This window comes from Nocardiopsis sp. NPDC006938 (assembly GCF_042869555.1).
In the GTDB taxonomy this organism is placed as follows: domain Bacteria; phylum Actinomycetota; class Actinomycetes; order Streptosporangiales; family Streptosporangiaceae; genus Nocardiopsis.
In genome coordinates, this window is record NZ_JBIAGA010000013.1 from 112,674 (window position 1) to 134,483 (window position 21,810).

Sequence of the window (21,810 nt, forward strand, 5' to 3'; positions counted from 1 at the left end):
TGATCGGAGGGCCGACGTGCCGCGACACCTGGGGGATCACCGTTCGCCGCACGGGCCGTCCGCCCACCCTCTACATGGGAGCGTGATACCGGCTACAGGCGTCTGAAGAACCGTCTCCATGATACCCCGAGCGGTGTGACAAAGTGGCATTGGCGGCGCTGTGCCGCTCCAGAACGAACGTTCGGGGCGGGAGCCGAGTCCCTACACGCGGGCGACCCCTTGCGCAAGTCCCGGCGCGGTTGAGTGGCCTTCGAGGGGGCGTCGCCGCCCGCCGGACGCGTCACCCCCGCCGAACGCGGGACACCCTCGGGAAAGCCGCATCCGCCGAGGGGCGCGGGACGTCCCACGAGACCCCAGGTCACAGCCGTGTCCGGACGAAGCCGGACGATCCGGACGGGGTCACCGGCGCCGGAAACCCGGCCCCTTCACCTTGATGGCGATGACGGTGCCGTCGCCCAACTCCTCGTTGAGGCGGCGCATCAGGTCCCGCACCATCGCTCGTGCGTGGGCTGCCATGGTCGGCGAATCGGCGACGACTACGAGCTCGCCTTCCGAATAACTTTCCGGACGCAGGTGCTCGGCGTTGAAGTCGCCAACGATGTCGGCCCACCGGCCGAACACCCCGCCGATGGCCACCTGTTCCTGCCAGCCGTGCTCGATCAGCCACGTGCGCACCGCGTCACCGAACAGCTGCGGCTCGTTGCGTGACCGCAACCGGCCACGCCCGCGCTTGCGGTTCATGCCACGGGGCACCGCTCCGCGGTCGCGCGCCTCGGCTCTGGCTCGGGCCAGAGCCTGGCGTGCCAGGTCCGCGCCGGAGACCGGGGGGACGTCCGGTGTCGCGGGCGTCCGGGGGGCGGACGGGGCCGCGTCGTCCACAGGGTGTGGACGGGGCGCCTCGGCCCGGGGCCCGGGCGCGTCCCGGTCGGCGCGGGAATCCACAGGCTGTGGACGACCCTCACGCATCCTCGACCACCCCGTCCCGCACCCCGAACCGGGCGCCGTCCAACTCCTTCGGGATGTCGTCGGCCACCGCCGCCGTCACCAGCACCTGCTCGGTGTCGCGCACCCGCTCGGTCAGCCTGCGCCGCCGCTCGGCGTCCAGATCGGCGAACACGTCGTCCAGGATCAGGACCGGGTCGTCCCCCTCCGCCCGCAACAGCTCGAACGCGGCCAGCTTGAGCGAGAGCGCGTACGACCACGACTCGCCCTGGCTCGCGTACCCCTTGGCGGGCAGGTCCCCGAGCTGGAGGTGCAGGTCGTCGCGGTGCGGGCCGACCAGGCTGACGCCGCGCTGGAGCTCGCGGTCGCGCGTACGCTCCATCGCGGCGCGCAGGACCTCCACCAGGCGCTGCCGGTCGTGCGGGATTTCCTCCCCCTCCTCGACCGACGCGCTCCGGTAGTCGGGCACCGCCGGACCGCCGGAGTCGGTCAGCCCCGCGTACGACCGCGCGATCAGCGGACGCAGCTCCTCCACCAGGCCCAACCGGGCCGCCAGGAGCTCGGCCCCGGTCTCGGCCAGGTGGGAGTCCCACACCTCCAGCGTGCTCAGGTCGGGGGTGGCGCGCTGGCGCAACCGCGCCGACGCCGACTTCAACAGCGCGTTGCGCTGCTTGAGCACCCGCTCGTAGTCCGAGCGCACTCCTGCCATACGGGGGGTCCGCGCCACCAGCAGGTCGTCGAGGAACCGGCGCCGTTCTCCGGGGTCGCCCTTGACCAGGGACAGATCCTCGGGGGCGAAGAGCACGGTCCGCAGGATGCCCAACACGTCACGGGGGCGCCCGGCGGCGCCGCGGTTCACCCGGGCCCGGTTGGCCCGCCCCGGGTTGATCTCCAGGTCGACCAGCATGTCGCGGCCGTCCCGCACGACCCTGGCGCTGACGATCGCGCGCGGGGCGCCCTGGCGCACCAGCGGGGTGTCCGACGAGACCCGGTGGCTGCCGAGGGTGGCGACGTAGCCGATCGCCTCGACCAGGTTCGTCTTGCCCTGGCCGTTGGAGCCGACGAACACGCTCACGCCGGGCTGGAGTCGCAGCTGAGCGGTCTCGTAGGAACGGAAATCGGCCAGTTGCAGGTGGGCGACGTACATCCGGCCTTCCTCCTGGAACGGGGGAGCGGAAACGGTGGGGGAGGGACCGCGGACAACGGTCCCGGGGTCGGTCCGGGGACCCCGGACCGACCCCGGGAGCGGAGTCGAGGGGGTTAGCCCCGCTCGGAGTCCTGGGGCTCGGCCTTGGTGACGGCGTGCCCGCCGAACTGGTTGCGCAGGGCCGCCACGACCTTCATGGCCTGGCTGTCGTCCTGGCGGGAGGCGAACCGCGCGAAGAGCGAGGCGGTGATCGCTGGGGCCGGGACCGCGAGGTCCACGGCGGCCTGGACGGTCCAGCGGCCCTCACCGGAGTCCTGCACGTACCCGCGCAGCTCGGACAGGTCCGGGTCCTCCTCCAGGGCGCGGCCGAGCAGGTCCAGCAGCCAGGAACGCACGACGGTGCCCTCGCGCCAGCTCTCGAAGGTGCCCGGGACGTCCTTGACGATCCCGGAGGCCACCATCAGCTCGTAGCCCTCGGCGAAGGACTGCATCATGCCGTACTCGATACCGTTGTGGACCATCTTCACGAAGTGGCCCGCACCGACGGCTCCGGCGTGCACGAAGCCGCCGCCGTCGTCGGGGGTGAGGGAGTCGAAGACGGGCCGCAGGCGCTCCACGTCCTCCTCGCGGCCGCCGACCATGATGCCGTAGCCGTTCTGGCGGCCCCACACGCCGCCGCTGACCCCGGCGTCGACGTAGCCGACGCCCCTGGCCGCCAGTGCCTCGGCGCGCGGCGCGTCGTCGACGTAGTGGGTGTTACCGCCCTCGACGACGACGTCGCCCTCGGAGAGGAGGTCGCCGAGCTCGGAGACGATCGTGGCGGTCGGCTCACCGGAGGGGACCATCACCCACACCACGCGGGGCGCGGCGAGGCGGTCGACCAGCTCCGCCAGGGTCTCGACGTCGCGGGCGCCGGGGGAGACGTCGTAGCCGACGACCTCGTGCCCCTTCTCGCGCAGGCGGCCGGCCATGTTGCCGCCCATCTTGCCGAGGCCGATCATTCCGAGTTGCATGTTGTGGACTCCCCCTAGGGCACCTGTGGACATGTGGAAGCCGACCGGCCCGTGGCGCTGCGCACGGGCCGGGGGCGGACGCCCGCCGGTGGGACGGGCGCTCCGGTCAGCCGGAGAGGCGGACCGGCATGATCAGGTAGCGGTACTCGGGGGCAGCACCCTCCTCGGCGGGTTTTCCGGTGAGGATCGCCGGCTTGGTCGAGGTGGTGAAGTGCAGGCGGGCCACGTCGGTGCCGATGGCGCCGAGCCCGTCCAGCAGGAACCCGGAGTTGAAGGCGATCTGGATGTCGTCTCCGTCCAGGTTCGCCTCCAGGGTCTCCACGGCCTGGGCGTCCTCGCCGGTGCCCGCCTCCAGGACCAGGGCGCCCTGGGAGAAGGCCAGGCGCAGGGGCGTGTTGCGCTCGGCGACCAGCGAGACGCGCTTGACGGCCTCGACGAACTCGGAGCGGCTGACCTCGGCCACGGTGTTGAAGGTGTCCGGCAGCAGCGCGCGGTACTTGGGGAACTCCCCGTCGAGCAGGCGGGTGGTGGTCCGGCGGCCGCCGCCCTCGAAGCCCATCATGCCCTCGCCGGTCTCGCTGCCCGAGAGCGCGATGGAGACCTCGGCGCCGGAGGTGAGCGACTTGGCGGTGTCGTGGAGGGTCTTGGCCGGGACCAGCGCGACGGCGGACAGGTCCGGGTTCTCCGGCTTCCAGCTCAGCTCTCGCACGGCCAGGCGGTAGCGGTCGGTGGAGGCGAGCGTGATGGTCTCGCCCTCGATCTCCACCCGGATGCCGGTGAGCATCGGGAGCGTGTCGTCGCGGCCGGCCGCGACGGCGACCTGGCTGACGGCGGCGGCGAAGGAGTCGCTGCCGACGGTGCCGCTGACACCGGGCATCTCCGGAAGGGACGGGTAGTCCTCGACCGGCATGGTGTTGAGGGTGAACTTGGCGCTACCGCAGCTCACGACGACCTTGGGGCCGTCCGTGGAGATCTCCACGGTCTGGGGCGGCAGGTTGCGCGTGATCTCGGCGAGGAGGCGGCCGGAGACCAGGGTCTGGCCGGGCTCCTCGATCTCGACGTCGACGGAGACCTGCGCGGAGACCTCGTAGTCGAAGCCGGACAGGCGTACGCGCTGTCGGCCGTCGGTCTCTCCCGCGTCCAGCAGGATGCCGGCCAGGACCGGCACGGAGGGGCGCGTCGGCAGTGTGCGCGCTGTCCAGGCGACAGCGTCGGCCAGTACGTCGCGTTCGACCCGGAACTTCACTCTCCGACTCACTTTCCGCCCGACCGGTGGACCGGTCGCAGCCTCAACGTTGCAGCTCGTGGGTGTCTCGTGGGTCCGCAGCGGGTTCCGTCCCCAGGGTGTGGACGGTGTTCGCGGCGAGGGCGGACCGTGCCTCGGGAGCGGTCTCGGACTCCGTAGGGGTCACCGCTCAGATCCGGGCGGCGGAGGACAGGGGCGAGACCACACGTTACCCGGATTCACCCGCTGCCGCTGCCAGCTCGCCACGGGCCAGCCGTCACCTCGATCTCAGCCGTTTGTCCACAGATTTTCCGCGAAGCTGTTTTGACGCCACATCTTGGTTAATGAAGGTGCGTCGTAGTAGTAGGGCCTGTGGATAATGTGGATAACCCTTGTTCTCGCAGGTCAGACTGCGAATTTTTGTCCACAGGTCCTGTGGATGACCCTGTGTGTAACTCGGGCCCACTGTGGACAAGTCGAGGGGCCCTCAGTGTGTCCACAGGCCGTCCACAGGTTCGTCCACAGGTTTTCCCCATGTTGTCCACAGTGCCCTGTGGTTCGGTGGTCCGGCCAAGGGGAGCCGTGTCCACAGGGCGACCCTGGGTTACCCACAGGATCGGGGCCGTTGTCCACAGGTTGTCCACAGGGTTGTCCACAGAATTCGACCCTCTCCTGTGGATAACTCCGCCGAGAAACCCGGAAACTTTTTTTCGGAGCACGGCGCACACCTCGCGAACACGGACAAAGAGTCTGTGCACAGGGTTTTCCACAGGCCCCTCCCCAACGGGGGTCGCGTTCCGCACGCGGTCGCCGACACCGACCTCCACCAGAGCCTCTGTGGTCAGGACAACAGCCTCCGAAGGCCCTGTGAAGCAGGGGAAACGGTGCGTGTCCGGCACGGACGCTACCGCGCGGGTACGACACGGACGTACGCCGCTCTTGGGGGCCAACACCCCCACAAGCCTGTGGATAACCCGGTGCGGGCGGTTCCGGGGGGTCCTCGGAGCCTGTGGACATCCGGGGGCGTCCACTCGGAGCGGCCCGGGGGCCCGGGTCCGGGCGGGGCGGTACCCCGGTAGGGGCCAGAGCCGGGAGGAGAGAAGTCGACAGGCGGACTCGGCGACAGGTCGACCAAGCTCCTCGTCGACACGGGGCGGAAGGCGCGGGGCGGGGTGCGCTCCGCAGGTCCGCACACGGCGGAGGGGCGGCCCACCGTCCCGTGGGGCCGCCCCTTCCGCGGTCGTCCGTACCGGCCACCGGTCAGCTCAGCGAGGGCTGGTCCTTGATCCGGCTGGTCAGCTCGTGCACCTGGTTGTAGATGGAACGGCGCTCGGCCATGAGCGCCCGGACCTTGCGGTCGGCGTGCATCACAGTGGTGTGGTCCCGCCCGAACTGCTGCCCGATCTTGGGCAGGGACAGGTCGGTCAGCTCACGGCACAGGTACATGGCGATCTGCCGCGCCGTCACCAGGACCCGGGAACGGGAGGTCCCGCACAGGTCCTCCAGGCTCAGCCCGAAGTAGGCCGCCGTCTGGGACATGATCGCTCCTGCCGTGACCTCGGGCACCTCGGCGTTGGGGACCAGGTCGCGCAGCACCTGGCCGGTCAGGTCCAGGTCCACCGACTGCCGGTTGAGGCTGGCGAAGGCGGTCACGCGGATCAGCGCGCCCTCCAGCTCCCGGATGTTGGTGGAGATCTTGCTGGCGATGAACTCGAGGACCTCGGGCGGGGCGGCCAGCCCCTCCTGCGCGGCCTTCTTGCGCAGGATCGCGATGCGGGTCTCCAGCTCGGGCGGCTGGACGTCCGTCAACAGGCCCCACTCGAACCTGCTCCGCATCCGGTCCTCCAGCGTCGTCAGCTGCTTGGGCGGCCGGTCGCTGGAGATGACGATCTGCTTGTCGGAGTTGTGGAGCGTGTTGAAGGTGTGGAAGAACTCCTCCTGCGTCTGCTCCTTGTTCTCCAGGAACTGGATGTCGTCCACCAGGAGGACGTCGATGTCCCGGTAGCGGCGGCGGAACCCGTCCGCCTTGCCGTCCCGGATCGAGTTGATGAACTCGTTGGTGAACTCCTCCGAGCTCACGTACCGCACCCTGGAGCCCTCGTACAGCCGGTGCGTGTAGTGCCCGATGGCGTGCAGCAGGTGGGTCTTGCCGAGCCCGGAGCCGCCGTGGATGAAGAGCGGGTTGTACGCCTTCGCCGGCGCCTCGGCCGCCGCGACCGAGGCCGCGTGCGCGAACCGGTTGCTGGAGCCGATGACGAAGGTGTCGAAGGTGTACTTGGGGTTCAGGCGGGCGTGCTCGCCCGGGGGGATCTCCTGCGACCGTCCCGGGGGTGAGGCCGGGGCCGTCGAGGGGGCGGCGGGCGCCTCCGGGACGGCCTCCTGACGCTCCGCGGGCTCCACGACCGGTTCCACGGAGGGCGGAGCGGAGTCGGGCTCGGCCGGAGGAGCTGGCTGGACGGGCGCGGGCTCCGGAGCGGGGGCCGCTGAGGGCGCCGTCGGGGTCTCCCACCGGTTGGGTTCGTCCCAGGACGCGTCGGCCCAGCTCTGCTGCTGCCACAGCTGGCCCTGGGCGGGCTCGCCCCAGCCGGGCGCGGCGGGTTCGGGGAAGGCGGCCTGCTGGCCGGCGCGGGGTCGCTCGGCGGGCTCGGGGGGGCCGGGGAGCGGCTGCCGGGGCGCCTGGCCGCGTCCGTCCGCCCGCGGCTCCGGGTAGGCGGGCGGGGGGCCGAGCAGATCGGCCCGGGCCTCCTGCGCGCGGACGTGGTCGGGGTGGGCGCCCAGCGCCTCCGACGGGTGCGGTGCGCTGGGCTGCGGGGACGGCGCCTGGACGTGCTGTCCGGCCGGGCGCGCGTGCTGTCCCCGGGGTTCGTGGGCGGTCGCCTGCTCGGGCCGACCGGGCGACGGGGGCTGCTCCGGCGGGGCCGACAGCGCCGAGTGCGCGCCGGTGTCCCTGCCCACTCCGTACGGGGAGGGGGTCGGGGGCGGGGTGGGCACGGCGGTCGGGTCGACGGTCACCGCGACACGGATCTCCCGCCCCAGGTGCGCGGAGAGCGCCTTGCTGATCGCCGGGTAGAGGCGTGTCTCCAGGACCTTCTTGGTGAACTCGTTGGGCGCCGCGATCAGCGCCGTGTCCTCGATCAGACCCAGCGGGCGGGTCTGCGGCAGCCAGGCACGCTGGTGTGCGGGGAGGGAGTCGTGGTCGATCCCGTCCAGCACGCTCGACCAGACCATTGCGAGGTTGACCTGTGCTTCAGCCAAGGTGACCTGCCACGGTTGCTGTCCCTTCGGTGCGGATCTGTTCGGTGCGGTCGGGGGGCGGTGAGGGGACGGGGGAGTGCGGTCCGGCGTGCGGGGGGAGGGAGGGCCCGGCGGGGCCCCTTCTCCCCATTGTCCTCCCCCAGGGGAGGCGCCGGGCCGGGGTAGCGGTGTGCGTTCGGTCGTTCGGGGCGTTCACGGCCTGTGGACAACCGGGGCGGCCGCCAGAGGCCAAGGGTTTGACTACCTCGGGGTATCCACAGCTTCAGGAGGTTGTCCACATCTTGTCCACAGGTTTATCCACAGGATGACAGCTTCCTGTGTATGACCGGAGGTTATCCACAATCCGCAGTTCACAGGGTGTGTACGGCGGTTTTCCACAGCTTGGCGGTGGCTGTGGACAGCGCCGAGGGCGAGTTATCCACAGGTTGAGGTTATCCACAGCTCCCACTCCCTGTGGAAGTCTCACACGCTGTGGACAACGAGTTGTCCACAGGGCGCGGGTAGACTGCTCTCCGTGGCGGCGACACGGTCGGTGCCGGCCGCTCCACCCGCGCGGGGGACGGTCAGCAGGGCTGATTTGACCAGGACCCGACCAGGTCGTATGTTCTTTATGCTTATGCCGACGATCCTGCCCGCACCCGTGTCCACCACGAGGTCGCGGCCCCGTCGCACGCACTGTAAGGCCCCGCATATCCTGGGGGTCTGTCGTAGTACTTTCCTGACACGCCCCTGGAGCCAGTAGTGAGCAAGCGTACGTTTCAGCCGAACAACCGGCGTCGCGCGAAGGTCCACGGTTTCCGGCTGCGCATGCGTACGCGCGCCGGTCGCGCCATCATCGCCTCGCGTCGTCGCAAGGGACGCGCCGCGCTGACCGTGAGCCACTAGGCCACGTCAAGCCTCAAGTCTTCACTGGGACCGGTCCGGCCTTCTCGCCGGTCGGTCCCTTTGTCGTGGGGCACGGAACCGGTAGCCGGGGGCCGTGCCGCACCCCTCTCCCGGAGGAACCCCGATGTTGTCGCCGGAGAACCGGATGCGCCACAGCGCCGAGTTCGGGACGGTCATGCGTTCCGGTCGGCGCTCCTCACGTGACGCCCTGGGCGTCGTCTACCTCGCCCCCCGGAAGCCTTCCCGCGACAGCGACACCACCGACGCGCCGCCACCGCCGCGCGTCGGTTTCGTCGTGAGCAAGGCCGTCGGGGGCGCCGTCGTCCGCAAGCGCGTCCAACGCCGCCTGCGCCACCTGATGCGCTCACGGTTGGCTGTTCTGCCAAACGGTAGCCTGCTGGTAGTGCGGGCCAGGCCCGCGGCCGCGAACCTGCGGCAGGAGGACCTGGCGGTACAACTCGACAGCGCGATCGCCGCGGCGCAGCGTCCCCGTGGGGCCGACAAGCGCCGACGCGGCCGCGGGGGCCAGCGCCCCGATCCGGTCGGGTCGGCGAAGAGTGAAGCAGACGGTGACCGTCGCCCCCCAGAGGGCGCAGAACGGTGGGCGAAGCAATGACCGAGCACAGACCGACGTCGTTCGCGCGGTTGCTGATCCTGCCCATCCGCGGTTACCAGCGCTTCATCAGCCCGCTCTTCCCCCCGGTCTGTCGTTTCTACCCCTCGTGCAGCGCGTACGGCGTCGAGGCGCTGCGCGTGCACGGGGGACTTCGCGGGTTGTGGCTGACGGCCAGGCGTATCGCCCGCTGCCACCCCTTCAACCCGGGGGGTCTTGATCCGGTTCCGCCGCCCAAGGGGCGCCGGAACGAGGAGTCCGAGGAGTCTACGGGCGGAACCGGGCACGCCGGCACCGCTTCCGGGGACCAGTAGCTGAACCGAATCACCGAGGAGTTGGCCGGTGCTGGACTGGCTTTACAACATCATCGGCCACGTGTTGGTCTGGATCCACCAGGGTCTGACCATCGTTGGCCTGAACCCCGACAGCGGGTGGGCGTGGGGCCTGTCCATCGTGCTGCTGACCTGCCTGATGCGTCTGCTGATGGTGCCGCTGTTCGTCAAACAGATGAACACGCAGCGCAAGATGCAGGAAGTGCAGCCGAAGATCATGAAGCTTCGGGAGCGCTACAAGCACGACAAGGAGCGGCTCCAGCGGGAGTCGATGAAGCTCTACCAGGAGAGCGGCACCAACCCCATCATGGGTTGTCTTCCGCTGCTGCTCCAGATGCCGGTCTTCTTCGCCCTGTTCAGCGTGCTGCGCAGTGTCGCCGAGGGCAAGGTGCAGTTCGGCTTCACCCAGGAGCTGGCCGACAGCGCGCGTGAGGCGCTGATCTTCCACGCGCCGATCGCCGCGCAGTTCAACACCCCGCCGGAGGAGCTGCGGGCCCTGGGCGCGACCGACCCCATCATGGCCAAGGTCGTCATCGCCATCGCCTGTGTGGTCATGGGCGTCACGACGTTCCTCACCATGCGTCAGAGCATCAAGCGCAGCATCGCGCAGCAGCCCGACAACCCGATGATGCAGACCCAGAAGATCATGATGTACATGGCGCCGGCCTTCGGGCTCTTCGGCCTCATGATGCCCATCGGTGTGCTGGTCTACTGGGTCACCTCCAACGTGTGGACGATGGTGCAGCAGCACTTCCTGTACCGGAACCAGCCCGCCCCGGGCGAGACCGCCGACGCGGAGAAGGGCTCCTCCTCCAAGGGTTCGGCCAAGGGCATGCTCGGCCGGAAGAAGGCTCCGGAATCCGCTCCGGAACCGAAGGAACAGCCTAAGATCGAACGCAAACAGCCGAAGAAGCAGACGCGTTCCAAGCGCGGTGGCGGGCCCAAGTAGGGCCTCCCGGTTTCGTGTCGGCGTCGACGACCTCCGAGTGCGCAGGCGAGAATGCCCCTGAGGCGTACGGCGGCCAGTGACTGACGGATTGAGGAGACGGGATCGCTGTGGGAAGTAGCGAGGAAGAGGGCGGTGGCGTGGCTGTGGCTGACGCACCTGAGGCCGGGATCGACGTCGAGGCCCTGGAGAACGAGGGCGACATCGCCGCGGACTACATCGAGGGTCTGCTCGACATCGCGGACTTCGACGGCGACATCGACATGGACGTCGAGGGCGACCGCGCGATGGTCTCCGTCGTCGGGGCGACCCTGGACGAGCTGATCGGTGAGGAGGGGGAGGTCCTGGAGGCGCTCCAGGAGCTGACCCGCCTCGCCGTGCACCGGGCCACCGGTGAGCGGAGCCGTCTGATGCTCGACATCGGGGGCTACCGCGACGGCCGCCGCAAGGTGCTCTTCCAGATCGGTGCCGAGGCGGCTGAGAAGGTCAAGCAGTCCGGTGAGGTCCACCCGCTGGAGCCGATGACCCCGTTCGAGCGCAAGGTGGTGCACGACGCGGTCGCCGCGGCGGGCCTGCGCAGCGAGTCCGAGGGCGAGGAGCCCCACCGCTACGTGGTGGTCCACCCCGCCGACTAGGTCGGAACGCGGGAGGTTCGGGGGCGGTGTTTCACGTGAAACACCGCCCCTTCGTCATGCCCGGAGTGAAGGAGACCCCGTCGGGCGGTCCGGGTTCCGCGACGGAGCCGACCCGGGCGCAGGGGGTGTTTCACGTGAAACACGGGTGTGCCCCCCGCGTAGGATCGTCTCCGGGGACCTCCCCGCCACGAGTCGTCCCGCCCCCGGTGTCCCCGAGGGCGGCTCCGCGAGTGGAGTCGCGAACCACGCGACCCGTGTGGGGGAGGGGACGACCCCCGTGCGCGCGGACGGACGCGATCCGACGCGCGCTTTCCGCGTCGTCGTCGACCAGTCCCCATGTGGACAGGTCGACATGGCGACCCAACGGTTCATGGAAGTGACGATGGACGAGTTCCGACAGGTGGTGACCGATGACCTCGGGCACTGAGGAGCCCGGCGCTACGCTCCCCGCCCCGCCCCCGCAGGCCGTGGCGGTTTTCGGCGACAGCCTGCCCGTGGCGACCCGCTACGCCGAGCTGCTCGCCGACGACGGGGTGCGTCGCGGGCTGATCGGCCCGCGCGAGGTGCCCCGCCTCTGGGAGCGGCACCTCATCAACTGCGCCGTCGTCGAGGAGCTGATCCCCGAGGGCGCGGAGGTGGTGGACATCGGCTCCGGCGCGGGGCTCCCCGGGTTGGTGCTCGGTCTGCTGCGGCCGGACATCCGCATGACCCTCCTGGAGCCACTGCTGCGGAGGACGGTCTTCCTCGACGAGGCTGTACGGACGCTGGGGCTGACCAACGTGGAGGTGCGCCGGGGACGCGCCGAGGAGGCGCACGGCGAGGTGTACACCGACTTCGTCACCGCCCGCGCGGTGGCACCGCTCGCCCGTCTGGCGGGTTGGTCGCTCCCCCTGCTGCGCAAGGACGGAAGCCTGTTGGCCCTCAAGGGGGAACAGGCGGAGGCCGAACTGGCCGAGGCCCAGAAGGACGTTTCGAAACTGCGTCCTGGTGTGAGCGATGTGATCAGGGTGGGGCGGGGTAAAGTCGATCCCGCTACCACGGTCGTTCGCGTCACGGTGACATCCGACGGTGGTCCGCCCGCGCCGGGAGGCTCCCAGAAGAAGGCGCGGAACGGCAAGAAGAAGCGCGGACGGAAGAGGTGAACTCATTCGTGCCCCAGAACCCAGCCGACAACGCCGGTGTTTCACGTGAAACACCGGCAGGCGCCTATGGGGATCTGCTCGATGTGTCAGGTGAGACATCAGCGGACCCCACGGCGGGCCAGCCCCCTGTTTCACGTGAAACATGGAACGGCGCGGCGACCGCCGACAGCGTCCCCGACACTCCGCTCGCCCAGGCGGCCCGCGCCGCGATGGCGGGCCGCGGTCACGAGGAGCCGTGGCCCCGCCCCCGGTCCTGTCGCATCATCAGCGTCGCCAACCAGAAGGGCGGCGTGGGTAAGACCACCACGACGGTGAACATCGCCGCCGCCCTGGCCATGAACGGGCAGCGGGTCCTGGTGGTCGACCTCGACCCCCAGGGGAACGCCTCCACCGCCCTCGGCATGGAGCGCGACAACCAGACCCGGTCCATCTACCACTGCCTGGTCGAGGACGAGGAGATCCGCAAGCTGGCGCAGCCGGTTCCGGACATCCCCAACCTGTGGTGCGCTCCCGCGACGATCGACCTCGCGGGCGCGGAGATCGAACTGGTCTCCCTCGTGGCGCGAGAGGCCCGGCTCAAGCGGGCCTTCGCCGCCTACGACACCTCGGACCTCGACTACATCCTCATCGACTGCCCGCCCTCGCTGGGCCTGCTGACCGTCAACGCGATGGTCGCCTGTGACGAGGTCATGATCCCGATCCAGTGCGAGTACTACGCACTGGAGGGGCTCGGCCAGTTGCTGCGCAACGTGGAACTGGTCAAGTCCCACCTCAACACCGGGCTGTCCGTCAGCACGATCCTGTTGACGATGTACGACGGCCGCACCCGGCTCGCCCAGCAGGTCGCCGACGAGGTGCGCTCGCACTTCGGGGAACTCGTCCTGAAGTCGCTGGTGCCGAGGAGCGTCCGCGTGTCGGAGGCGCCCAGCTACGGGCAGTCGGTCATGACCTACGACCCGGGGTCGACCGGGGCGATGGCCTACCTGGAGGCGGCCCGTGAGATCGCCTTCCGAGCCGAAGGGCTCAACGCCGGCTGACGGCGGTTGTTTCACGTGAAACACTCCGCCCGGTCGTGAGGCCGACCGGGCGGTCGGAGACGCACTAGGAGTGTGGAGGGAGTTGCCGGTGAGCCAGCAGCGGCGCGGACTGGGCAAGGGGCTGGGGGCGCTCATCCCGCAGGGGCCGACCGTCCCCGCGCCGGTGGAGAGCGTCCGTGACACGGTGGTGTCCATCCCCGAACCCCCCTCGGCGCAGGGGCCGACGGAGATGCCTGACGGGACGTACCTGGAGGAGGTCGAGCTCGCCTCGATCACCCCCAACCCCCGACAGCCCAGGACGTACTTCGACGACGAGGCGCTGGACGAGCTGCGGGACTCGATCATCGAGGTCGGCCTGCTCCAGCCCGTCGTGGTCCGCAGGGTCGAGGGCGGGGACGAGCCCCGCTACGAACTGATCATGGGGGAGCGCCGGTTCCGGGCGAGCAAACTCGCGGAGCTCGAACGCATCCCCGCGATCGTCCGGCAGACGGACGACGACGAACTGCTCCGGGAGGCGCTCCTGGAGAACCTGCACCGACAGCAGCTCAACCCGTTGGAGGAGGCCGCGGCCTACCAGCAGATGCTGGACGACTTCGGCACCACCCAGGGGGAGCTGGCCCAGCAGGTCGGCAAGTCCCGCTCGCACATCTCCAACACCCTGCGCCTGCTCAACCTCCCGGGGAAGGTGCAGACGCGGGTGGCCGCAGGGGTGCTCAGCGCGGGACATGCCCGGGCCCTGCTGGCGATCGAGGACCCCGAGGCGCAGGAGCGTCTGGCCCAGCGGGTCAACGACGAGGGGCTGTCGGTCCGTTCCCTGGAGGAGATCGTCGCGCTCCGGGAGATTCCGGCCGCGGAGCGGCCCGCCCGGGCCGCCGCCGCCCGGGTCGACAACCCCCCGCAGGTCGAGGAGTGGGCGACGCGCCTCGGCGACCGGCTCGACACCACCGTGAAGGTGGACATCGGCCGGAAGAAGGGCAAGATCGTCGTGGAGTTCGCGACGATGGAGGACCTGGAGCGGATCATCGCCCAGATGGGCCGGGGGGTCTGACCCCTCCACCTCACGCGCGATGGCGGTGTTTCACGTGAAACACCGCCATCGGCGTCCCCAGGCGTCCGCTGCGCCGCGTTGCGGGTCCGTGTGGAGGCGGGGCCCGCCCGGACGCCGAGAGGCCCCCAGGGGCGACCTGGGGGCCTCTCGCGCGACTGCGGCGCTCCGGGCTACAGGAACTCCGCGAGCTCCTTCTCCAGGAGGCGCGTCGGCTTGGCACCGATGATCTGCTTCACGACCTCGCCGTCCTTGTACACGTTCATGGTCGGCAGCGACAGCACGTTGTAGGCGCGCGGGGTCTCGGGGTTCTGGTCGGTGTTGATCTTCACCACGTCGATCTTGTCGCCGTGGTTCGCGGCCAGCTTGTCCAGGACCGGGGCCATCTGCTTGCAGGGACCGCACCAGTCGGCCCAGAAGTCCACCAGCACGGGCTTGTCGTTCTTGAGGACGACCTCCTCGAAGGAGGCGTCGGTGGCGTTCTTGACGGTGGACACTGCTTGGTTCTCCTTGCGTCGACGAAACCGGGTGAGGGGAGCGGAAGCTAGTTGCCTCGCGCGGCGAGGAAGCGCTCGGCGTCCAGGGCGGCGGAGCAGCCGGTGCCCGCGGCGGTGATCGCCTGGCGGTACTGGTGGTCCACGACGTCGCCCGCCGCGAAGACGCCTTCGAGGTTGGTCCGCGTGGACGGGGCGTCCACCTTCACGTACCCCTCCTCGTCGAGCTCGATCTGCTTCTGGAAGAGCTCCACGCGCGGGTCGTGGCCGATCGCGACGAACAGGCCGGTGACGTCCAGCGTGCTGGTCTCGTTCGTCTTGTTGTTGACCAGCTTCAGGCCGCTGACGCGGTCCTCACCGACGACCTCGGTGATCTCGGTGTTCCAGAGGAAGGTGATCTTGTCGTTGGCCAGGGCGCGCTCGGCCATGATCCTGCTGGCGCGCAGCTCGTCGCGGCGGTGGATGACCGTCACCGACTTGGCGAAGCGGGTGAGGAAGAGGGCCTCCTCCATGGCGGTGTCGCCGCCGCCCGCCACGGCGATGTCCTGGTCGCGGAAGAAGAAGCCGTCGCAGGTGGCGCACCAGGAGGTGCCCCGGCCGGACAGTTCCTTCTCACCGGGGATGCCCAGCTCGCGGTAGCCGGAGCCGGTGGCCAGGATGACGGTGTGCGCGAGGAAGGTCTCGCCGCCCGCGGTGACCTCCTTGACCGGCTTGGTCAGGTCCACGTCGGTGACGTCCTCGGGAACCAGCTCGGCGCCGAAGCGCTCGGCCTGCTTGCGCAGGTTGTCCATGAGGTCGGGGCCCATGATCCCGTCCGGGAAGCCGGGGAAGTTCTCCACGTCGGTGGTGTTCATGAGCGCACCGCCGGCCGTGATGGACCCCTCGAACACCAGCGGGCGCAGTTCCGCGCGCGCGGCGTACACGGCAGCGGTGTAACCCGCCGGTCCGGAACCGATGATGATGACATTGCGGACGTCACTCACGCTCTAGGCCCTTCACACAGTCGCTGCCCGGCCACAGTGCTGTGACAGGGAAAAGATGGTTAGCACAACCGATGGTAGGCGCACGCCATTCCCGGTCCGACATCCTCGCAGCGTACGGGGGTGGGGTATGGGTCTCAGCCCCGTCCCGGCCGTCCGGCGCGCCCCCGGCCCAGGGCCGCGCCGACCGCCACGGCCACGCCCCCGGCGGCGGCCCCCCACATCGCGTTCAGGGCCAGTACCGGGAGCACGGCCACGGGGCGGGCGAGCGGCCCTTGGAGCCCCTCTCCCAGGAGCGGCGACAGCACCGCGCCGAGCAGGATCGCGAGCACGCCGTAGGCCACCCCCGCGCACACCAGGGTGACGAAGGGCCGCGGTACGTGCGCCACGACCACGGCCGCCACCCACGTGGCCGTCACGAGCAGGGTGGTCCCCACCTGGGCCCAGGGCGTTCCGACCGCTTCGGCGACACCCGTGGCGTTCGCCAGGGGGCGCACCAGGGCGAGCGCGCCCAGGCTGAGCACCAGGGACCAGGGCACACCGGGCGGGGGCGCCGGGGCCGGGGACGGTGGGCGGTTCATGGGGCTCCCTCGCGGAGGTCCGGCGGCGGACACCGGACGGCGGACTCCGCCCGGTCATCCGGAGGCTACGGAGCCCCGCCCCGGCGGGGCGTCCGCCAACGGGCCCAGGGCGGTACGTCGAGACGCGTACGCGGACGCGCCCGGGAACCGGGGTGCCGCCGGTCCGGTCTCCGTAGAATCGCGGCATGTCCGAGCGCCCCGGCCCACAGGAACCGTCCGGCCGCCAGGCCGTCGTCGTCGACGCCCTCCTGGGGTTCGCCGTGTTCGCGGTGGTGGCGATCGCCATCGGCGCGGGCATCGGAGGGGGCGACCTCCCGCCGGCCGTCGCCTACGGCTTCGCGACCGCGCTCGGTCTGCTCATGCTCGTCCGGCGCCGCTGGCCCCTGGCGGTCCTCGTGGTCACCGCCGTCCTCCTCGTGGCCTACTACGTCGCGGACCTGCCGGTGATCGGGCTCGCGGTGCCCGTGTCGGCCGCGCTGTACTCCGCCGCGGCCTTCGACCGCACCCGGTGGGCGGTCGGGGTCGCGGCGGCGCTGGTCGGTGTCTCCACGACCGCGCGGCTGTCCGAGGGGCAGGACCCGGCCTTCCTCCTCGGGTACGAGCTGGTGACGACCATGGCCGTCATGGGTGCGGCGATCGCCCTCGGCGACGGCGCCCGGCAGCGGGCGGAGGGCGCCCGCCAACGCGCGCTGATCGCCGCCCTGGACGCCCAGGCGCGGGAGGCGGAGTCGGCCGAGCTGCTGGCCCGAGAACGCGCCCGGATCGCCCGCGACCTGCACGACGCGGTCGGCCACCACCTGTCGGTGGTCTCCCTGCACACCTCGGTGGCGGCCGAGGCCCTGGAGGAGGGAGAGACCGATCTCCCCGTGGCCCGCGCCGAGCTGGAGCACGTCTCCCAGGCCGCGAGCGAGGGATTGCGGGACCTGCGCGCCACGGTGCGGGCGCTGCGTGAGCCGGAGGACGGAACCGGGGCCGGTGACGGAGGCGGGGCCGGCCGGGTCGCCGGGCTCGCCCACCTGGACGGGCTGACGGCCTCCGTGCGGGCGGCCGGGCTGGACGTGGAGGTCGTCGGAGAGGGCGGCAAGGGCCTGCCCGGGCTGGTGGACGCGACCGCCTACCGGGTGGTGCAGGAGGCGCTCACGAACACGCTCCGGCACGCGCGGGCCCGTCGCGCCCAGGTCGTGCTCGTCCGCACGGAGGAGGCACTCATCGTGACGGTCGCCGACGACGGGTCGGTGGTGCCGGGGAACACCGCGGACGGGGGCGCGCCCGACACCGGGCGAGGAGGAACGGGGCTGGCTGGAATGAGGGAGAGGGTGCGCATGGTGGAGGGGACTCTGGAGGCGGGGCCGGTGCCCGGCGGCGGGTTCCGGGTACGGGTCCGACTGCCGATCGGTGGCGGCGCGTGAACGGGGCCACGAGGGTGCTGCTCGTGGACGACCAGGAGCTCGTCCGCGCCGGAGTACGCGCCCTGCTGGAGCGCGACGGCGACATCGAGGTGGTGGCGGAGGCCCGGGACGGACGCGGGGCGCTGGTCGAGATCGACCGCTTCCGGCCGGAGGTGGTGCTGCTGGACCTCCAGATGCCCGTCATGGACGGCCTCGGCGTGCTGCGGGAGCTGGAACGTCGACGTGTCGACACGTCGGGGCGCCGACATGTCGACACGCGGGTGGTGGTCCTCACCACCTTCGGCGAGGACGACAACGTCTTCTCCGCGCTGCGCCTGGGGGCCGCGGGGTTCCTGCTCAAGGACGCCGGACCGCGCGAGCTGCGGGAGGCGGTCCGCACCGTGGCGGCGGGCGAGGGCCTGCTCTCGCCGGGGGTGACCCGGAGGGTCATCGAGCGGCTGGCCGGGACCGGCCCCCCGCCCGGTGCCGGTGAGCGGCTGGACGGGCTCACCCCCCGCGAACGCGAGGTGCTCGGGCTCGTCGGCCGGGGGCTGACCAACCAGGAGATCGGCGCCGAACTGCACCTCAGCCCGGCGACCGCCCGCACCCACGTGGGCCGTCTGCTGGCCAAGCTCGGGGTACGCGACCGGGTCGGGCTGGTGGTGCTGGCCTACGAGACCGGTCTGGTGCGCGCGGGGGGAAACCGCTGAGAGGTCGGGCCGGTGTCCGCGCCGAAGGCGAGGGGGCGACGCCCGCGCGCCGCCCCGGAGAAAGGTCCGCTACAGGGGGCGCTGCGCGATCACGCCGTCGCCGACGGGGGCGCCGCCGGAACAGCTCGAGCGGTCGAGGACGACCACCCCGGCGCCCTTGGTGTCCTGGGTGAACAGGACCCACACCGGCGTCGGTGTCCCGCCGCCGTCGTAGAGGGCCTCGTCGACCAGGGTGACCCGCAGGCCGCTCTCGCTCTCGAATCCCGTGACGCACTCCTGGAGCTCGGGGCTCAGCTGGGGGAGTGCCTGGGCGCCCGCCCCCTCGGAGCCCTCCAACGCCCGTGCCGAGGCCGCGACCTCCGCCGCCTGGTCGGCGAGGCCGTCCTCGGTGTAGACGGTTCCGCTGCTGAGCGAGGTCGCGGAGTAGGACTGGGCGGTGTCGGGAGCGGACTCGGGGGCGCTCTCCTCCAGCAGGGGAGAGGCGGCACCGGAGTCCTCGTGCCCGCTCATCTGCCCGTTGAGGATCGCGGCGCCGCCGCCGACCACGAACACGGTCGCGGCCGCGACCGCCATCAGGTGCGGCAGGCCGAACCCGCGCCGTCCGGTGAGGGGCACCACCGGTGCCAGGCGCTCCCGTTCGGGTGCCCCGGTCCCGTCGGCGGTGTCGTCGTCTTCCGTCCCCTCGGGGGGTTCGGAGGCGGTGGGTGAGGAGGGCGTCCCGGTCTCCCGGTCCGAGGCACGGGCGGCCACGGCATCGGCGATCCGGTCGTCGAGGAGGTCCGCGACGTCACGTGGGAGCGCGGGGGCGGGCGCGTCGGCGAGGACGCGCGTGACCCCGGAGAGGTCGTCGAGGACCGTGGCACAGGTCGCGCAGGTCTCTATGTGTGCGGCAACGGAGCGTTCCTCGTCGGGGTCCAGGAGGTCCTCGGCGAAGAAGGCGAGTGCCTCCACGTCTGGGTGGGACGTCACGATGGGTTGGCACCTCCTCTCCCAGATGTGACGTCTCGCGGATGCTGAGGGTTCCTTAGATGGGCGAGTGTGGGAAGAAGTTTGGCGCGACCTCGGGCACACCGGCTCTTGACCGTGCCCGCGGCCACGTCGAGGATCTGCGCGGCCTCGTCCACGCGGTAGCCGAGCATGTCCACCAGGATCAGCGCCATCCGCTGGTCCAGCGGGAGGAGTTCCAGGGCGGCGTGCACGTCCAGACGGGCCTCGGTCTGCGAGGCGTGGTCGTGCCCGCCGCCGGAACGGCTCAGGCGGTCGTTGGAGATGACGTCGAGGGTCTCGTCCTCGGTCGGGGTCGCCGGACGCACCTTGCGGCGTCTGAGGCGGTCGTGGCAGGCGTTCACCACGATGCGGTGCATCCAGGTGCTGACCTGCGACTCACCCCGGAACCGGTCGGCGGCGCGGAACGCGGACATGAACGCGTCCTGGAGGGCGTCCGAGGCCTCCTCGGGGTCGCCCATCATCCGGACGGCGACAGCCCAGAGGCGCTCACGGTGACGGCGAACCAGAACCGCGAACGCCTGGTCGTCACCCTGAGCGTGCCTCGACAACAGCTCCCGGTCAGGAAGCTCCTGGGCCGCGTCCATCAGCGCTGATCACATACCCCACACAGTAGAACTTAGGTCCCGCGAACCTCGACCTCGTAAATCGTCCCACGGTACTTGGAACCGTCGGCGGGCAGGGCGGTGAACCAGACCACCACGTACTGGCCGGTCACGGCCTCGTCCAGGGTGACGGTCTGCTCGCCGCTGACCTGCCCCTCCCAGACGGCGGGGAGGCTGGAGTCCAGGCTGGCGTCGTCGGAGGCGGAGTCGCTGTCACCGATCCTGATCTGTACCCCGTAGTCGCGGGAGGGGAGCGCGAGGTCGACCTCGCGCACCTCCTGGCTGGAACCCAGGTCCAGGATCAGCCCGACACCGGACTTCTTGGTGCCCATGGGGTCGTTGTAGCCCTCGGTGTTCCAGGCGGTGCCGGGGTCGCCGTCATGGGCCAGCGGAGCGTTCTGGCCGTGCTCGGTGTTGTCCCCGAGCGGGTCGAAGCCGTCGGAGCCCGCGATGTCGAGGACGACCAGCTCGGCCTCCTCCGGGACCTCGTCGGTCGCGTTGGCGGTGGGGTCGGCCTCGCCGTCCGTGCCCGAGTTCATCATCGAGCCGAACGTCCAGGCGCCGACGACGACCGCCACGAACACCACCAGCGCCATCGCCCCCACCAGGACGCGCTTGGCGGACAGGCCGCCCTCACGGGCCTCCCGCTGGTCCATGCGTGAGGGGGCCGGGCGCGAGCCCGCGCGAGCCGGTGCGGCCGCCGCCGCGGAGGAGGTGCGGCTGGTGCGCCGCTGGTTGTTGGTGGCGTCGAACTCGCCCGTGCGCCGGGAGGTCCCCGGCTCGGGCGGTGCGGTCTCGGCGGGTGAGACCGGCAGCGGAATGAGCCGGGGCACGTCCGCCATCGCCGCGCAGAACTCGGCCGGGGTCGCGATGGGCGGGCCGGGCACCATCTGCCCCACGAGCTGGGGCAGGGCCGCGCGGGTGGTGATGGAGGCCAGGGGCTCGCCCACCCCCTGACGGAGCTGCCCGGGCGGGTAGGGGCCCATGGGGCCCTGGGGTGCGCCGGGCAGGCCGCTCTGCGGGCCGGTCGGCCAGTACCCGGTGAGGGCCGCGTAGAGCAGGTTGCCCAGGCCCTGGGCGTCCACGGCCCCGGGGTTGGGGACGTTGTTGCCGAGCAGCGCGGCGTCCACACCGATGCCGGTGACCTTGACGGCCCCGCCGCTGCTCCACATGAGCTTGCCGGGTGTCAGGCACAGGTGGTGCAGGCCGCCGGCGTGCGCGGCGGCGATGGCCTCGGCGGCCTCGGCCACCAGGCCCGCGGCGCGCTCGGGCTCCATGGGGCCCTGGGCCAGCAGTTCGGCGAGGGAGGAGCCGATGACCCACTCCTCGACGACGTAGGGGACGGGAGTGGTGTCGTCGGCGTCGAAGACCTGGGTGACGCGGGCGTCCGGGATACGACTCGTGGCGCGGGCCGCGCGCACCACCTCTGACGTGCGGGGGAAACCCTCAGCGAAGGTCCACACCGCGACGGGGCGCGCGAGCGTCTCGTCGGTGGCCTTCCAGCGGGTCGCGCCTCCGGTCTCGCTCACCACGGTGTCGAGTCGGTAGCGGTTGGCCAGCTTCGCCCCGGGTTCGATCAGGAAGGTGCTCATGATGGGAGTGACGGGTGACAGTGCCGTTGTTCGCGTGCCGCCGTCGCGGACGCACGCGCGGGGGTTCGGCCCTGTCTGCTGTCCCCAGCCTCCCTTCGGGCAGCTCGGATAAACGATGCTCTGGCGGTAAAGCGGTGCCTGTCCATGCTAGGACGCGTGAACAGGCCCTTTGGAGGACATCGGATGCCACTCCATCTTCCGGGACATACCCGGGCGCGGGTACCCAACATCATCCATT

22 protein-coding genes are annotated in these 21,810 nt (G+C 71.0%); 11 read left to right on the forward strand and 11 right to left on the reverse strand.

The window, feature by feature from the left end:
- Nucleotides 1-399: 399 nt before the first annotated feature.
- From ACFYL4_RS19615 to dnaA, 5 genes are all read right to left on the reverse strand, one after another.
- On the reverse strand, nucleotides 400-879 hold the full coding sequence (locus ACFYL4_RS19615; protein WP_357769429.1) for a DUF721 domain-containing protein: 480 nt from the start codon (nucleotides 877-879) through the stop codon (nucleotides 400-402).
- Between the two features lie 79 nt (nucleotides 880-958).
- Nucleotides 959-2,089, reverse strand: a complete 1,131-nt coding sequence (gene recF, locus ACFYL4_RS19620; RefSeq protein ID WP_387519771.1) for a DNA replication/repair protein RecF — start codon at nucleotides 2,087-2,089, stop codon at nucleotides 959-961.
- A 113-nt stretch (nucleotides 2,090-2,202) separates the two neighbouring features.
- The gene (gnd, locus tag ACFYL4_RS19625; protein ID WP_387519773.1) at nucleotides 2,203-3,102 is read right to left on the reverse strand and encodes a phosphogluconate dehydrogenase (NAD(+)-dependent, decarboxylating); all 900 of its coding nucleotides are present in this window, start codon (nucleotides 3,100-3,102) and stop codon (nucleotides 2,203-2,205) included.
- A gap of 106 nt (nucleotides 3,103-3,208) precedes the next feature.
- Complete coding sequence (dnaN, locus tag ACFYL4_RS19630; protein WP_387519775.1) at nucleotides 3,209-4,348, reverse strand: DNA polymerase III subunit beta; 1,140 nt, start codon at nucleotides 4,346-4,348, stop codon at nucleotides 3,209-3,211.
- A gap of 1,239 nt (nucleotides 4,349-5,587) precedes the next feature.
- A complete protein-coding gene (gene dnaA, locus ACFYL4_RS19635) occupies nucleotides 5,588-7,555 on the reverse strand; it encodes a chromosomal replication initiator protein DnaA (protein ID WP_387519871.1) in 1,968 nt (655 codons plus the stop codon).
- A gap of 768 nt (nucleotides 7,556-8,323) precedes the next feature.
- Between dnaA and rpmH the strand changes: the two genes are divergently transcribed.
- The 9 genes from rpmH to ACFYL4_RS19680 all read left to right on the forward strand — a co-directional run bounded on the left by rpmH (nucleotide 8,324) and on the right by ACFYL4_RS19680 (nucleotide 14,220).
- Entirely contained in the window at nucleotides 8,324-8,467 is a 144-nt protein-coding gene (gene rpmH, locus ACFYL4_RS19640; protein WP_014909187.1) for a 50S ribosomal protein L34, read from the forward strand.
- 124 nt (nucleotides 8,468-8,591) lie between these two features.
- Nucleotides 8,592-9,083: a ribonuclease P protein component gene (rnpA, locus tag ACFYL4_RS19645; RefSeq protein WP_357768937.1), complete on the forward strand. Its 492-nt coding sequence runs from the start codon at nucleotides 8,592-8,594 to the stop codon at nucleotides 9,081-9,083.
- Nucleotides 9,080-9,394 (forward strand): membrane protein insertion efficiency factor YidD, encoded by a 315-nt coding sequence (yidD, locus tag ACFYL4_RS19650; protein WP_357768939.1) that lies wholly within the window; start codon nucleotides 9,080-9,082, stop codon nucleotides 9,392-9,394. Before rnpA ends, yidD begins: the two co-directional genes overlap by 4 nt.
- A 28-nt stretch (nucleotides 9,395-9,422) precedes the next feature.
- Entirely contained in the window at nucleotides 9,423-10,361 is a 939-nt protein-coding gene (gene yidC, locus ACFYL4_RS19655; RefSeq protein ID WP_357768941.1) for a membrane protein insertase YidC, read from the forward strand.
- 143 nt (nucleotides 10,362-10,504) lie between these two features.
- On the forward strand, nucleotides 10,505-10,993 hold the full coding sequence (locus ACFYL4_RS19660; RefSeq protein ID WP_357768943.1) for a R3H domain-containing nucleic acid-binding protein: 489 nt from the start codon (nucleotides 10,505-10,507) through the stop codon (nucleotides 10,991-10,993).
- Nucleotides 10,994-11,270: 277 nt separating this feature from the next.
- The gene (locus ACFYL4_RS19665) at nucleotides 11,271-11,420 is read left to right on the forward strand and encodes a hypothetical protein (RefSeq protein WP_387519779.1); all 150 of its coding nucleotides are present in this window, start codon (nucleotides 11,271-11,273) and stop codon (nucleotides 11,418-11,420) included.
- Nucleotides 11,404-12,135: a 16S rRNA (guanine(527)-N(7))-methyltransferase RsmG gene (gene rsmG, locus ACFYL4_RS19670; protein WP_357768945.1), complete on the forward strand. Its 732-nt coding sequence runs from the start codon at nucleotides 11,404-11,406 to the stop codon at nucleotides 12,133-12,135. Before ACFYL4_RS19665 ends, rsmG begins: the two co-directional genes overlap by 17 nt.
- A gap of 8 nt (nucleotides 12,136-12,143) precedes the next feature.
- Nucleotides 12,144-13,172, forward strand: a complete 1,029-nt coding sequence (locus ACFYL4_RS19675) for a ParA family protein (protein ID WP_387519781.1) — start codon at nucleotides 12,144-12,146, stop codon at nucleotides 13,170-13,172.
- A gap of 88 nt (nucleotides 13,173-13,260) precedes the next feature.
- Entirely contained in the window at nucleotides 13,261-14,220 is a 960-nt protein-coding gene (locus ACFYL4_RS19680; protein WP_387519783.1) for a ParB/RepB/Spo0J family partition protein, read from the forward strand.
- 170 nt (nucleotides 14,221-14,390) lie between these two features.
- Here the strand turns inward: ACFYL4_RS19680 and trxA are convergent, their stop codons facing one another.
- The 3 genes from trxA to ACFYL4_RS19695 all read right to left on the reverse strand — a co-directional run bounded on the left by trxA (nucleotide 14,391) and on the right by ACFYL4_RS19695 (nucleotide 16,272).
- Nucleotides 14,391-14,714, reverse strand: coding sequence for a thioredoxin (trxA, locus tag ACFYL4_RS19685; RefSeq protein WP_387519785.1), 324 nt, complete (start codon nucleotides 14,712-14,714; stop codon nucleotides 14,391-14,393).
- A gap of 47 nt (nucleotides 14,715-14,761) precedes the next feature.
- Entirely contained in the window at nucleotides 14,762-15,694 is a 933-nt protein-coding gene (trxB, locus tag ACFYL4_RS19690; protein ID WP_357768951.1) for a thioredoxin-disulfide reductase, read from the reverse strand.
- Between the two features lie 134 nt (nucleotides 15,695-15,828).
- Nucleotides 15,829-16,272, reverse strand: coding sequence for a hypothetical protein (locus ACFYL4_RS19695; RefSeq protein ID WP_387519787.1), 444 nt, complete (start codon nucleotides 16,270-16,272; stop codon nucleotides 15,829-15,831).
- A gap of 185 nt (nucleotides 16,273-16,457) precedes the next feature.
- Between ACFYL4_RS19695 and ACFYL4_RS19700 the strand changes: the two genes are divergently transcribed.
- Together ACFYL4_RS19700 and ACFYL4_RS19705 are read left to right on the forward strand one after the other, a co-directional pair.
- Nucleotides 16,458-17,681, forward strand: coding sequence for a sensor histidine kinase (locus tag ACFYL4_RS19700; protein WP_387519789.1), 1,224 nt, complete (start codon nucleotides 16,458-16,460; stop codon nucleotides 17,679-17,681).
- The gene (locus ACFYL4_RS19705; RefSeq protein WP_387519791.1) at nucleotides 17,678-18,370 is read left to right on the forward strand and encodes a response regulator; all 693 of its coding nucleotides are present in this window, start codon (nucleotides 17,678-17,680) and stop codon (nucleotides 18,368-18,370) included. Before ACFYL4_RS19700 ends, ACFYL4_RS19705 begins: the two co-directional genes overlap by 4 nt.
- Before the next feature lie 69 nt (nucleotides 18,371-18,439).
- On the opposite strand, the gene ACFYL4_RS19710 is transcribed toward ACFYL4_RS19705, so the two are convergent.
- The 3 genes from ACFYL4_RS19710 to ACFYL4_RS19720 are packed head-to-tail and all read right to left on the reverse strand — an operon-like array spanning nucleotide 18,440 to nucleotide 21,572.
- The gene (locus tag ACFYL4_RS19710; protein ID WP_387519793.1) at nucleotides 18,440-19,339 is read right to left on the reverse strand and encodes an anti-sigma factor family protein; all 900 of its coding nucleotides are present in this window, start codon (nucleotides 19,337-19,339) and stop codon (nucleotides 18,440-18,442) included.
- On the reverse strand, nucleotides 19,336-19,962 hold the full coding sequence (gene sigM, locus ACFYL4_RS19715) for an RNA polymerase sigma factor SigM (RefSeq protein ID WP_387519795.1): 627 nt from the start codon (nucleotides 19,960-19,962) through the stop codon (nucleotides 19,336-19,338). The genes ACFYL4_RS19710 and sigM overlap by 4 nt, the downstream gene beginning before the upstream one ends.
- Before the next feature lie 32 nt (nucleotides 19,963-19,994).
- A complete protein-coding gene (locus tag ACFYL4_RS19720; protein ID WP_387519797.1) occupies nucleotides 19,995-21,572 on the reverse strand; it encodes a protein kinase family protein in 1,578 nt (525 codons plus the stop codon).
- Between the last annotated feature and the right edge of the window lie 238 nt (nucleotides 21,573-21,810).

Bases quoted from the DNA above. Each gene is read 5' to 3' on its own strand.
- recF (WP_387519771.1), bottom strand. From the start codon at position 2,089: ATGTACGTCGCCCACCTGCAACTGGCCGATTTCCGTTCCTACGAGACC.
- gnd (WP_387519773.1), bottom strand. From the start codon at position 3,102: ATGCAACTCGGAATGATCGGCCTCGGCAAGATGGGCGGCAACATGGCC.
- dnaA (WP_387519871.1), bottom strand. From the start codon at position 7,555: ATGGTCTGGTCGAGCGTGCTGGACGGGATCGACCACGACTCCCTCCCC.
- rnpA (WP_357768937.1), top strand. From the start codon at position 8,592: ATGTTGTCGCCGGAGAACCGGATGCGCCACAGCGCCGAGTTCGGGACG.
- yidD (WP_357768939.1), top strand. From the start codon at position 9,080: ATGACCGAGCACAGACCGACGTCGTTCGCGCGGTTGCTGATCCTGCCC.
- rsmG (WP_357768945.1), top strand. From the start codon at position 11,404: ATGACCTCGGGCACTGAGGAGCCCGGCGCTACGCTCCCCGCCCCGCCC.
- ACFYL4_RS19695 (WP_387519787.1), bottom strand. From the start codon at position 16,272: ATGAACCGCCCACCGTCCCCGGCCCCGGCGCCCCCGCCCGGTGTGCCC.
- ACFYL4_RS19700 (WP_387519789.1), top strand. From the start codon at position 16,458: ATGTCCGAGCGCCCCGGCCCACAGGAACCGTCCGGCCGCCAGGCCGTC.
- sigM (WP_387519795.1), bottom strand. From the start codon at position 19,962: ATGGACGCGGCCCAGGAGCTTCCTGACCGGGAGCTGTTGTCGAGGCAC.
- ACFYL4_RS19720 (WP_387519797.1), bottom strand. From the start codon at position 21,572: ATGAGCACCTTCCTGATCGAACCCGGGGCGAAGCTGGCCAACCGCTAC.